This window comes from Chryseobacterium sp. CBTAP 102 (assembly GCF_003201365.1).
Lineage (GTDB): Bacteria > Bacteroidota > Bacteroidia > Flavobacteriales > Weeksellaceae > Chryseobacterium > Chryseobacterium candidae.
In genome coordinates this window covers 437,062-447,996 of the sequence record NZ_QICX01000002.1, presented here as the reverse complement: position 1 = coordinate 447,996, position 10,935 = coordinate 437,062, and the positions used below count along the sequence as shown (strand labels likewise).

Annotated in this window: 11 protein-coding genes; 7 read left to right on the top strand and 4 right to left on the bottom strand. The window is 34.8% G+C overall.

The window, feature by feature from the left end; genetic code table 11:
* The first annotated feature begins 605 nt into the window (after nucleotides 1–605).
* Nucleotides 606–1,331 (top strand): hypothetical protein, encoded by a 726-nt coding sequence (locus C8D70_RS20655; RefSeq protein WP_146212853.1) that lies wholly within the window; start codon nucleotides 606–608, stop codon nucleotides 1,329–1,331.
* 377 nt (nucleotides 1,332–1,708) lie between these two features.
* Complete coding sequence (locus tag C8D70_RS05310) at nucleotides 1,709–2,110, top strand: GNAT family N-acetyltransferase (protein WP_228402570.1); 402 nt, start codon at nucleotides 1,709–1,711, stop codon at nucleotides 2,108–2,110.
* A 7-nt stretch (nucleotides 2,111–2,117) separates the two neighbouring features.
* Here C8D70_RS05310 and C8D70_RS05305 read toward each other — a convergent pair whose 3' ends face one another.
* The gene (locus tag C8D70_RS05305; protein WP_076596503.1) at nucleotides 2,118–2,975 is read right to left on the bottom strand and encodes a LysR family transcriptional regulator; all 858 of its coding nucleotides are present in this window, start codon (nucleotides 2,973–2,975) and stop codon (nucleotides 2,118–2,120) included.
* A gap of 68 nt (nucleotides 2,976–3,043) precedes the next feature.
* On the opposite strand from C8D70_RS05305, the gene C8D70_RS05300 reads away from it, so the two are divergent.
* Both C8D70_RS05300 and C8D70_RS05295 read left to right on the top strand, forming a co-directional pair.
* A complete protein-coding gene (locus C8D70_RS05300) occupies nucleotides 3,044–3,916 on the top strand; it encodes a DMT family transporter (protein ID WP_110366594.1) in 873 nt (290 codons plus the stop codon).
* 63 nt (nucleotides 3,917–3,979) lie between these two features.
* On the top strand, nucleotides 3,980–4,594 hold the full coding sequence (locus C8D70_RS05295; RefSeq protein WP_076596501.1) for a GNAT family N-acetyltransferase: 615 nt from the start codon (nucleotides 3,980–3,982) through the stop codon (nucleotides 4,592–4,594).
* Between the two features lie 218 nt (nucleotides 4,595–4,812).
* Here the strand turns inward: C8D70_RS05295 and C8D70_RS05290 are convergent, their stop codons facing one another.
* Nucleotides 4,813–7,017 (bottom strand): S46 family peptidase, encoded by a 2,205-nt coding sequence (locus C8D70_RS05290; protein WP_110366593.1) that lies wholly within the window; start codon nucleotides 7,015–7,017, stop codon nucleotides 4,813–4,815.
* Between the two features lie 86 nt (nucleotides 7,018–7,103).
* Between C8D70_RS05290 and C8D70_RS05285 the strand changes: the two genes are divergently transcribed.
* The gene (locus C8D70_RS05285; RefSeq protein WP_110366617.1) at nucleotides 7,104–7,538 is read left to right on the top strand and encodes an META domain-containing protein; all 435 of its coding nucleotides are present in this window, start codon (nucleotides 7,104–7,106) and stop codon (nucleotides 7,536–7,538) included.
* Between the two features lie 187 nt (nucleotides 7,539–7,725).
* On the opposite strand, the gene C8D70_RS20730 is transcribed toward C8D70_RS05285, so the two are convergent.
* A complete protein-coding gene (locus C8D70_RS20730) occupies nucleotides 7,726–8,022 on the bottom strand; it encodes a hypothetical protein (protein WP_181416095.1) in 297 nt (98 codons plus the stop codon).
* A 148-nt stretch (nucleotides 8,023–8,170) separates the two neighbouring features.
* Nucleotides 8,171–8,878 (bottom strand): LytR/AlgR family response regulator transcription factor, encoded by a 708-nt coding sequence (locus C8D70_RS05275; protein ID WP_228407985.1) that lies wholly within the window; start codon nucleotides 8,876–8,878, stop codon nucleotides 8,171–8,173.
* A 195-nt stretch (nucleotides 8,879–9,073) separates the two neighbouring features.
* On the opposite strand from C8D70_RS05275, the gene hflX reads away from it, so the two are divergent.
* The gene (hflX, locus tag C8D70_RS05270; protein ID WP_110366592.1) at nucleotides 9,074–10,297 is read left to right on the top strand and encodes a GTPase HflX; all 1,224 of its coding nucleotides are present in this window, start codon (nucleotides 9,074–9,076) and stop codon (nucleotides 10,295–10,297) included.
* Nucleotides 10,297–10,932 (top strand): DUF4919 domain-containing protein, encoded by a 636-nt coding sequence (locus C8D70_RS05265; RefSeq protein ID WP_110366591.1) that lies wholly within the window; start codon nucleotides 10,297–10,299, stop codon nucleotides 10,930–10,932. The genes hflX and C8D70_RS05265 overlap by 1 nt, the downstream gene beginning before the upstream one ends.
* Nucleotides 10,933–10,935 lie beyond the last annotated feature (3 nt).

Below are 10,935 nucleotides of genomic sequence, written 5' to 3'. Positions count from 1 at the left end.
GGTTAAGTCTTCTCCATTTTTAAAGGACTTATAGAAATCCTTGTTGTTTAATAAGTCTTCTTTGTCGATCATAACTATGTAATGGTTAAAAATAATAAAAAGTTATTTCCGTAAAATTTTTTGAGCTATGAGGGCTCAAAATTTTCCAGAATAACTTTTTAACTTACACAGTTAGTGAGACACTACCTTTAAATACTATTGTCTATTTAATGATATTTTTATTTCCGGGAATTATTTTCCGGAAATTTCTTTTTATCAGAGAGTATTCGAAAGAATTCGACAAGGGAAATCTTTTTGAAAGATTTATATGGACAATACTAACGAGTATTATTATTCTCTTGGTTACTTTTCTTTTTTTTGTATTCTGCAACAAAGCTCTAAATTTAGATTTATTACCTTCAATTTCATATAAAACAATATGGGATACTTTTAATGATCTATCTAATAACAAGCTTCCCAATCCAGATAAAAAGTTAGCACCAAAAGATAAAGATATCTATATGCATTTCTTTCTGTTAATGATTTGTATATATACTCTTTCATTTTTACTAGGTATACTAACATACCTAATAACAAGAACAACTTTTGTAAAATCAATTGGTGTTATGAAATATTTGAATTATTGGCAAGACTTAGTAAAGGGTACTTATAATTTAAATAGTGATGATACTCTTACTTATGGTTATACAAATGCTGATGTTTTAACAGAGCAAAATGAAGAAACGAAATTATATTCAGGCAGAGTAATTAACTATTATTTGGATCCCCAAAGTAACCAACTACAAACAATTGTTTTATCAGATGTAAAAAGATATAAAAGGTTAGATGGGGGTGGTTTTGAAATAAAAAGTATTCCCGGGCATAATTTTATAATAGAAAAAGAAAGAATTTTAAATATAAATTTCACTTATATTTATGAAAGAAAAGATGAGAACAAAGTCTATAAATGGATATACAGGATTGTAAATATAATTTTTATATTACTATTTGTAGGTGTTATTTCGACAATGTTTATTAGTGATATTTATATTTATACAAGTACTTTTTTACGTAAAGCTGTCTTTGTTGTTTGTGGTATTTTATTAATCCTGATTTTAAATAAAAACGTTAAAAAAATATTATCTGGCCAATGGTCTACTTTAAAAGTAACAAATATTTATTTCTTTGTATCTTTAGTTTTACCATATATTTGGCTGTTTAACTTTGTAAAGTGGTATTGGGTTCTTATTTTTGAATTTATAGTTCTGCTTGTAATGAGTTTTCTCGTACCAGAAAACCCTAATAATATTAATTCATTAGAAAGAAATAATGAAGCTGATTCCACTTCATGATGTATAGAATAGGTTTTATTTCCCTTTTTCCCATCCAGAATCGTCTGGATCATTTTTATTTTTTCTGTTTTCCATAGTTTCAGGTTTCTTAGCTTCTTCTATCCAGCGGATGTATTCCTTTGTGTGTAGCTCATTGCATCAAATAAATGTTTCTACACATCAAAAATAAAAAACTGCGAAAGCAAATTTCATGGTTTCAAAACAGATCAGATTTTTTAGAGGTATTTTCACCTCGTTTAATGCTAAAATCGAATTAGTTTATCAAAAAATAGCATTTTTCGGTATTACAAGTTGGATTAATTTTGGCCCTATAATTTTTACTATTCAGTAATATGGAAGTAAAGCATGTAATTAAATCTTTTCAAGAACTGAATTCTATGGAGCTATATCAAATATTGAAACTTAGAAATCAGGTCTTCATCGTTGAACAGAATTGTGTATATCAGGATATTGATAATAAAGATTTGGAGAGTTATCATCTCATGTGCATAGTTAATGGTGATATTGCGGGGTATACCAGACTTATTCCTCCGGGAGTTTCTTATGATGATGCATCCATTGGGAGAATTGTTATTGGATTGTCATACAGGAGATTGGGTCTGGGAAGAGCGTTGGTGCGAAAATCAATTGATGGCTGCGGAAAGTTTTTTACTAAATCTCCAATTCGTATCAGTGCGCAAAGCTATCTGTGTGAATTTTATACATCATTAGGTTTTAAAAAAGAAGGAGATCTATACGAAGAAGATGGAATACTTCATATTGAGATGGTATGTCCTTAATTAAGGATTAGATCAGATTGAGTATATTTTTGAGAATCGGATTAGGATCATCGTTTCGCCAGTTGATATAAAGTGCGGTGACAAAAGGGAGTGGAATAAATCGTATTCCCACATATTGATGTAAGCTGTAGGAGTAGGGTAAAATCGAAATGCCCAAACCATTTTTTATAAGAGAAATCACTGTTGAGCCAAACTCGCATTGTATGGAAGAGTCTGGTTGCATATTATAAGACGTAATAATTTCTTTAACAATATCATTATAACTGCTATTATGATCCTGTGTTGTAAGAATTAATTTTTCTTTTTTCAGAGATTGTTCTGTTATATCCTCTAAAGATCTGAAAACATGATGTTCAGGAACTACAAATGAAAGGTTTTCATGATTAAGTTTCTTGTGGTTAATAGTAGGAGATGAGGTTAAATCCCGTGTAAACACAATATCAACCTTATAGTTTTTAAGGTATTCCTCTTCATTCTCTGTGGTCAACTGAAGTAATTCAACTTTAAGTTTAGGATAAAGATGAACTATTTTTTTAATGAATTCAGGAAGTACAGAAGAGGAGATGGAATCAGGGTAAGCTAATCTTATGGAACCACTTTCACCCAGATGAATCTGCTTAGCAAGCTGGTGTAAAGAATTTAAATGATTTAATTCTATTTCCCATTTTTCCTGTAAAAATTTTCCTGCAGGTGTTAATTTGACATTCCGCTTATCCCTGTAGAAAAGTTGTAATCCGAGCTCATTTTCCAAAGACTGGATTTGACGGCTCAGTGCAGACTGCGTGATGTGCATTTTTGAAGCTGTATTCCAAAAATGCAATTCTTTTGATAAGGCTAAGAAATATTTAAACTGATGTAAATCCATAAATCAAACAAATTTAATGATTTAAATGAATGAATCAACTCATTACATTTTATTAAAATTCTAATATTATGAGCAAAAAAATTACTTTTATACTTCTGCTGATTCTGGGCGTTGCGTTCTGGGGAATCTCATTTCCGGTTACTAAATTGTCAATCGGTAGTTTTTCGCAATCAACGTTTCTGTTTTATCGTTTTGCTGTAGCCGCCCTTGCTATAACATTAATATTCTTTAAAAACTTAAGAAGTATAAGTCTTTCATCTGTTAAAGCAGGGGTTACCTTAGCTCTTCCTCTGGCATTTGGTATTCATTTTCAAACGTTGGGGCTGGTAAAACATACCTCTGCCTCAGAGTGTTCATTTATAGCGGGGATGAGCGTTGTCCTTGTTCCGCTCTTGAAACTTGTATTGTACAAAACAAAAATAGATTTAAAAACTTGGCTGGCTGGGTTTGTAGCATTATCAGGACTGTTTGTAATTTCAATAACAAAAGAAATTACATTTAGTACAGCTAATCTCTATGTTTTAACCGGTACGCTGGGATTTGCCTTTTACTTAATTAAAGTGGAATATTTGGCCAGGGAAAGAAATATCGTGTCTTCACTTATTCCTATGTTTTGGACGGTTGCCTTTATAATGCTTGTCATTTCACTATTTGATAGTACAGCAAACTGGTTCCCAGTAAAAAATGAATTTTGGTTGGGTATCATTTATTGTGGCCTTTTTTCCACTGCCTACGTGTATTCTGTTTCCAATATCTCACAAAACTATATCAGTGCAGAGAAGGTAGCTTTAATCTATTTATTTGAACCCGTTTTTGCAGCCATCGCATCATTTTTTATTATGAATGAAGGCTTTTCCTTGCGATTGGTGGTAGGGGGCAGTCTCATTTTAGCAGCTACTGTACTATCGGAAATAAAATTCAGAAAAATCGATTTAGAATAGCCTGAATAATACTTTTAATCCGCTTTCTCACATTAATATATCAATCATATAAAACAGTTTAAAATGAATTCAAAATCATACACCCTTCCGCTTGGTCTTTCAAATGTTGAACCAGGCCATATAGCAAGCATTGTAACTTGTCTGGAAATGACAAAAAGACCAGTCCTTTCCGATCTTTTAATGCCGGAAGGTATCTCTCTTGACTTATTAAAGAATCCTGATCTCAGCGCATACAGGGAGTTATTCCGTAAAATCGGCGCTGATTGGCTGTGGTTTTCCCGCCTTATTATATCTGATGAAGAGTTATATGATATTCTTAACAGAGAGAGCACAAAAATTTTTGTAGTAAAGCAAAACGGAGTTGAAATAGGATTGCTTGAGCTTGATTTTAGTGAGAAACATACCTGTGAGCTTGTATTCCTGGGTCTTGATTCAAGTGTAACGGGTAACGGGTTGGGACGTATTTTGATGAATAAGGCCCTTCAGATTGCATGGTCTTCCGGAATTGAGCGTATGTGGCTGCATACCTGCAGTTTTGATCATCCCGATGCACTGAAATTTTATTTAAGGAATGGATTTAAACCCTATGCTGTAAAAGTTGAAGTCCATCCTGACCCACGCTTATCAGGGCATTTATCCACCGATTCTGCAGCTCATGTTCCAATTGTCAGGAACTAATTTATAGGTATGACCTGATAACTTTTTGTTCTCGGAAAGTGAAAGAAAGTAAATTTTTGCTTGAAAAATATAATTTGGAAGATCATGTAAATGATAACATTGTTGTATTTCCTCGTTTTGTTGGATAATAGCTTCAGGAATCATGAAATGTTTTTAAGTGTCAAAAATGAAAAAACCGTGAAATTTACTTTCACGGTTTCAAAATATATCAGTTAAGATTACTTTTTAACTTTCTTAGGTGTTGTTGTAGTACCTGAGTTTTTAGTTTTTGTGTCAGCCGGAGTGTTTTCATCTCTTACAAGCTTCAATTCATCCACTAATCTTCTGGCTCCAGCAAACTTATCGATTGTCCAAAGAACAAAACGAACGTCTACGTTGATCGTTTTCTGCCATTCAGGCTCGAATACGATATCACCGCTTAATGCTTCGCTGTTTCCGTCGAAAGCGATACCAATAAGATTTCCGTCTCCATCAATTACCGGAGAACCAGAGTTACCGCCTGTAATATCGTTGTTAGAAAGGAAGTTTACAGGCATATAACCTGCAGCATCAGCATACTGACCGAAATCTTTAAGGTTGTAAAGATCAATCACTCTTTGAGGAAGATCAAATTCTTCATCCCCTTTCTTGTATTTTCCAACAAGACCAGTCATATCTGTATAATAATTATCAGTAATTCCGAAATAGTTTCTGTCATTTCTGATAGGTAATTTATCTACTGTACCGTAAGTTAATCTCATAGTAGAGTTTGCGTCCGGGTAGAATTTCTTTTCAGGCATAGCTTTCATTAAACCAGCTAAGAACATACGATTCTTTTTTGCAAAATTGTCGTCTACGTTAGCATATCTTTCGGTACTCATTTTTTGATCAGCAACAATCCCGTTGGCCGCTTTCCAAAGCGGATCAGCATCAAGCTTCAAGGCATCAGGGTGCAATAAGAAATTCGTTGCAGAAGTTTTGTTGGCGAAGATAGAAGAGTAGGCCAGGTTAGAAATTGTTTTAGCATCTAATCCTAAAATGGTAGCAGAAGCAATTTCTTTATTAGTAACTCTCATCTGGTATAGGTTTACCATAGAAGAAAGCATTTCTCCTTCCAAAGACGGGTTGAAGTTTTCATAAGCCGCTTTGATTGCCGCTTCAGTTTTAGCTTTCATCGCTAATCTTCCCTGCATGTCCTGAGCAGCATATGTTTTAAGAGCAGATCCTAGCTGTAATGCAAGGGTAATATATTTTGCATTTCTTGAAAACTGAGTAGCATAGTTTCTTTCAACATTTCTCTCAGAAACCTGCTTATAGTACATTGCAATATCTTCCAGAATACCATCATAAGCTTCATTTCCAGACTTAATAGACCATTGTCTGAAAATGTCTTCAGTTTTTTGTTTATCAGCAATAGTTCCGTTTTTCTCTACTGCATCGATAGTCCCTTGTCTGTTTTTCCAGTAGTTGGCTACAGAAGCATATTGAGAAGCATAGTTAAGCTGAGTTGCTTTATCCTTGTCCATGTACTTTTTCATGACATCCATAGCCAGCTTAGAAGCTTCCACCCATGCCGGGTAATCTTTAGTTACCATCTGCTGAATTCCGTAAGAAGTCAGATAACGGTTCGTTCTTCCAGGATAACCTAAGATCATTGAGAAATCACCAGGCTTAATTCCTTTAAGAGAAACCGGAAGGAAATGCTTAGGTTTCAAAGGAGTATTGCTTGGAGAATATTCAGCAGGGTTACCTGCAGCATCAGCATATACTCTGAAAACGGTGAAGTCTGCAGTGTGTCTTGGCCATTCCCAGTTATCTGTGTCTCCTCCGAATTTTCCTAATGATGAAGGCGGAGCACCTACCAATCTGATATCTTTATAATCCTGGTATACGAAATAGTAGAATTCATTTCCGTTGAAGAAATCTTTTACTACAACAGTATATTTCCCGTTTTCAGAGTTTTCTGTCTGGATGGCTTTAGTTTCAGCATCAATAACAGCTTTTCTCTCTGCTCCGGTCATATTGTTGTTTAGTTTAGAATTGATTCTTTGTGTAGCATCATCCATTCTCACTAAAAATCTTACATAAAGATCCTTTGCATTGAATTCGTCTTTCTGTTTCATTGCCCAGAAACCGTTCTTCAAATAATCTTTTTCCGGTGTAGAAGCCGCAGCAACAGCACCGTAACCACAGTGGTGGTTGGTAAATATAAGTCCTTTATCCGAAACAATTTCACCTGTACAGAAACCACCGAAACTTACGATAGCATCTTTTAAGCTTGAATTGTTCACGGAATAAATTTCTTCAGGCGTAAGATGTAGACCCTCTTTTTGCATATCAACACCGTTAAGTCTTTTGATGAGCATTAGCAGCCACATCCCCTCATCCGCCCTCATCTGAGCAAAGCCCAGCAAGAAAGTGAATAGTAGAAATAGTCTTTTCATTTTATAAAATAATTTTTGTGTCGCTAATTTACTAATTTTTACGAGATTCTGTCCCGGATTGGTATGAAAATGGGATGATAATCCGCATGAAAAAGATACTATTACCACTTTTTGCCGTTTTACTTTTAGGACTCGTTTTAAATTGTTCCTCAATGTCCACCAGGGATCCCTTTCTTCAAAGGCAATGGATGCTTATTTCTTTTGATGGCTTTTCAAAAGATCAATTAACAGCCAGTAATGCTGAAATGAATCTGACTGCCAATAAGGTAAGGGGTAAAATTCAGGCACGTGTTTATATGGGATGTAACATGATGTCTTTTGTTTCGGAATTTAAAAAAGGTGGAAGAGTAAGCATTTCAAAAGGAGTAAGCACAATGAAAGCCTGCCAGGATATGAATCTTGAAACTTCTTTTCAGAAAAAAGTAGAGACCATGACTAATTATTCTATTGAGGGACATTTTCTTACCTTATCAGATGATCAAGGAAATTCAATGAAATTTGTAGCTGCTGATTGGGATTAAAATTTTCTCTTATCATACAAAAGTCCGCCTTATAGCGGACTTCTTTGTTTGAAAAATCTAGTTTGGTTATCAGCTTTTTAAGGTTACCAGTTTTTGAGAGTCATTAGTTTTTGGGAATGTTTTTTTATTTCTTCCAGAGTTGCTGTGCTGTGCAGCCTGGTAACATTCATTTTTGTGTTCCTGGAATTTATAGTATTATGATATGCCTGCCTGTTGGGAATTGTTTTTGTAATGTTGCTGTATTAGGGAAATATTTCCCTGTGCCGTCTGCTGTTGCTTCCTCTCCGTCTCCGCTTCCTCCTGCATTGGCAGTAACGTCATTTCCTGTTCCTTTTTCCAGATAGGTTGTCTGACCTACGCTGTACCAAACAAAACCATTCGGTCCTGAAGCATCCGGTCCGGCTTCCAAAATTGCAGATTGTGTGTGCAGTATGGGGAGGAAAAAGACAGACAGAATGATACAATAAATAGATGTTCTTTCCATGGATAACAGTTTTGGGGATTATATAGATGTGTTTTCCTTGGGAATCTGGGAAGACTAAGTTACCAACTATCTCCATTGAATGACAGGATTATAGACCAACGGCAGAAATAATAGACCAATGGCATCTTGTAAATCACGAATATATTTTTTAAGGATTGAAAAAAGAAAGATTATCCTTATAGGTTCGGCCAATAGGAAGCTTGATGTGATGTGCAAGCTCTATTTCGTGACAGCTTTTTCCGCGGATAAGATGGCGTGGAACAGCATAGCTTCTGTGTATTCTGATAAAATAATCAAAAAAATTTTTTTGCAGAAGATTTCCCAGTGAATTTAAAATACAGTAATTTTTTTCAAGAGTGATAATCCTGGTGTAATCTTTCAGAGCTTCCAGATAAAGAATATCTTTCATTTTAATCTGAAAAACATGACCTCCTTCTTTTATTTTGATACAGTTTTCTCCCAGCATAGCGTCATAGCATTCACATTTTTCTTTTACTTCAAGAAAATCAAAAAGTTTTTCCATAGAATAATGAAAGCGTTCTGCAGTAAGAGGTTTGGTAATAAAATCTAAAGTATTAATCTCAAAGGCTCCGGCCGCCAGCTCCGGATGTGAGCTTACGAAAATACAGGCGGGTATTTTATGAGCCAGTTTACGGAATTCAAAACCGCTCATTCCTTTTAAATTGGTTTCAGTAATCAGGAGATCAACAGGAATATCAAGGTAGGGAACTGCCTTTTCTGCAGCATCGAAAGTAGCGACAATTTCAATGTTTTGATATTGCCTGATGTAATGCTGAAGAACCAGCCTGTCCAGTTCATCATCATCAATAATCATACATCTGATAGGGATAATCATGATATTCCGGAAATTAGCTTTTGATTTAAATAATTAAAAATCAGAAATTTATTATATAAAGCTATTGATTTTTTTGGAATATAACTCACTGGCAAACTTAAATTTATATTAAAATATATTATTAAATAAAAATTGATTTTGTTTTTTTTCCGAAAAATATTAACTTGTAAAAATCATAAACATAGACAGACCTTAATGTTAGAAAAGAAAGAACATAACTATGAGAAAGCGGTCCTGGTGGGTGTTATCACGCAGAATCAGGATGAAGAAAAGCTGACGGAGTATTTAGATGAACTGGAGTTTTTAGCTTTCACAGCAGGAGCAACCGTACAAAAGCGTTTTACCCAAAAACTAACTCAGCCTGATTCCAAAACCTTTATCGGTAGCGGTAAAGCTATTGAGATAAAAGAATATGTAAAAGAAAACGAGATCGGAACCGTAATTTTCGATGATGAACTCTCTCCTTCGCAGCTTAAAAACCTGGAAAGAGATATGGAAGTGAAAATCCTGGACCGTACCAATCTTATTCTTGATATTTTTGCCCAAAGAGCACAAACTTCATATGCAAGAACCCAGGTGGAACTGGCACAATATCAATATCTTTTGCCACGTCTGACAAGAATGTGGACCCACCTTGAACGTCAGAAAGGGGGAATTGGAATGAGAGGTCCCGGAGAAACAGAGATTGAAACTGACCGTCGTATTATCCGTGACAGAATTACATTGCTGAAAGAGAAACTGAAGACCATCGACAAGCAAATGGCTACCCAGCGTAATAACCGAGGGAAAGTTGTTCGTGCAGCTTTGGTAGGATATACCAACGTAGGGAAATCTACCCTGATGAATTCCATTTCAAAATCTGAAGTTTTTGCTGAAAATAAATTATTCGCTACACTGGATACCACAGTAAGAAAAGTGGTAATTGGAAATTTACCTTTTCTGTTGACAGACACCGTAGGATTTATCAGAAAATTACCCACTCAGCTTGTAGAATCATTCAAGTCTACATTGGATGAGGTTCGCGAAGCTGATCTTTTAATCCACGTGGTGGATATTTCTCACGAAAGCTTTGAAGACCATATAGAATCTGTTAATCATATCCTGATGGAAATTAACGCTCATCAGAAGCCGATGATTATGGTTTTTAATAAAATTGATGATTTCAGCTATGAGAAAAAGGATGAAGATGATCTTACGCCTTCAACCCGTAAAAATATTTCTCTTGAGGAATGGAAAAAGACGTGGATGGCAAAATCAAAATATCCAACTGTATTCATCTCTGCCCTAACGAAAGAAAACTTCCCGGAAATGAAGAAAATGATCTATGATGAGGTTATGAAGATTCATATTTCCAGATTCCCATACAACGATTTCCTTTTCGAATATTTCGACAATGATGAGGAAGAAAGCAACAATTAATGAAGTATTACTTTTTCCTTTTATTCATCTTGTTTTCGGTTTTTGGGTTCAGCCAGAAATCAAAAATTGATTTAAAAGCTATTGAGAAAAGTCTCAGGACTTCCGACTCTCCGTACAATTACGAAAAACTTATTTTCAAATTTAAAGGATATCCAAAGTCTCTGGACAGTATAGAAGCTCAATATCTATATTACGGAAGAAATTTTAGGAACGATAAAATAAGTACATCAGATGACAGCTTTAAAAGTCTTGTAGAAGCTTTTAAGCAAAATAATTTTGCAGACTGTATCAAACAGGGGAAAGCTTTGTATGGTAAAGATCCGACCAATCTGGATATTCTGTTAATTCTTCTTAGGGCTTATGATTCTGTAAAAGATGGAAATAACTTTATCCATCATCTGAACCAGTTCCGTACCCTTACTGAAGGAATAAGAAGTTCAGGAGACGGAAAATCTGAGAAAACAGCTTATATCGTTAATTCTGTGGGAGATGAGTATATTCTTCTCAATATTCTGAATATAGGACAGGATTATACCAGGAGTTCAAAAGCTTCTAAAGATGCGATGTTTGATATATGGGAAAAGGATGGGAAGCAGATTTATATCAAAATACTGTATTTGGAACTCACTAACTAATCT

What these genes read in the sequence shown, in the direction of transcription:
- C8D70_RS05310 (WP_228402570.1), top strand. Translation starts at nt 1,709, where the DNA reads ATGGAGCTATATCAAATATTGAAACTTAGAAATCAGGTCTTCATCGTT.
- C8D70_RS20730 (WP_181416095.1), bottom strand. Translation starts at nt 8,022, where the DNA reads ATGGAAAGAACATCTATTTATTGTATCATTCTGTCTGTCTTTTTCCTC.
- hflX (WP_110366592.1), top strand. Translation starts at nt 9,074, where the DNA reads ATGTTAGAAAAGAAAGAACATAACTATGAGAAAGCGGTCCTGGTGGGT.
- C8D70_RS05290 (WP_110366593.1), bottom strand. Translation starts at nt 7,017, where the DNA reads ATGAAAAGACTATTTCTACTATTCACTTTCTTGCTGGGCTTTGCTCAG.
- C8D70_RS05295 (WP_076596501.1), top strand. Translation starts at nt 3,980, where the DNA reads ATGAATTCAAAATCATACACCCTTCCGCTTGGTCTTTCAAATGTTGAA.
- C8D70_RS05305 (WP_076596503.1), bottom strand. Translation starts at nt 2,975, where the DNA reads ATGGATTTACATCAGTTTAAATATTTCTTAGCCTTATCAAAAGAATTG.
- C8D70_RS05285 (WP_110366617.1), top strand. Translation starts at nt 7,104, where the DNA reads ATGAAAAAGATACTATTACCACTTTTTGCCGTTTTACTTTTAGGACTC.
- C8D70_RS05275 (WP_228407985.1), bottom strand. Translation starts at nt 8,878, where the DNA reads ATGATTATCCCTATCAGATGTATGATTATTGATGATGATGAACTGGAC.
- C8D70_RS20655 (WP_146212853.1), top strand. Translation starts at nt 606, where the DNA reads ATGAAATATTTGAATTATTGGCAAGACTTAGTAAAGGGTACTTATAAT.
- C8D70_RS05265 (WP_110366591.1), top strand. Translation starts at nt 10,297, where the DNA reads ATGAAGTATTACTTTTTCCTTTTATTCATCTTGTTTTCGGTTTTTGGG.
- C8D70_RS05300 (WP_110366594.1), top strand. Translation starts at nt 3,044, where the DNA reads ATGAGCAAAAAAATTACTTTTATACTTCTGCTGATTCTGGGCGTTGCG.